Source organism: Pseudomonas sp. SDT291_1_S447 (assembly GCF_054070155.1).
Genome location: NZ_JBSVXS010000333.1, coordinates 1 through 326, shown reverse-complemented (window position 1 = coordinate 326; position 326 = coordinate 1). Strand labels below are relative to the sequence as shown.

Here is a 326-nt window from a genome sequence, read left to right as displayed (position 1 = left end):
GAAACTGGCGATCCTGGCTTACATGGCCGTGATCTACACGCTCAGCGCCGGCCTTGCCCTGGTGCGCGGCGCCATGCTGCTGTGGCAGGGCGCTATCTGGCTGGTCAACGCGGCGCTGCTGGCCAACCCGATGGTGTGGATCGTGGTCGGTGTTCTCGCGCTGGTGGCGGTCATTGTCGCGGCGGTTCACTACTGGGACGCATGGACGTCCGCCCTGATGAACACGGCTGCGTTCCAGTTCGTCGCTGACAAGCTGCAGAAGCTATCCGACTGGTTTAACTCCATGGGCGGTTGGTCAGGCATGGCCAAGGCCGCATGGGACAGCA

1 pseudogene is annotated in these 326 nt (G+C 63.5%); it reads left to right on the top strand.

The window, feature by feature from the left end:
- Window positions 1–326 (top strand): annotated as a pseudogene (locus ACW9IR_RS29810) (phage tail tape measure protein); the annotation flags it as partial.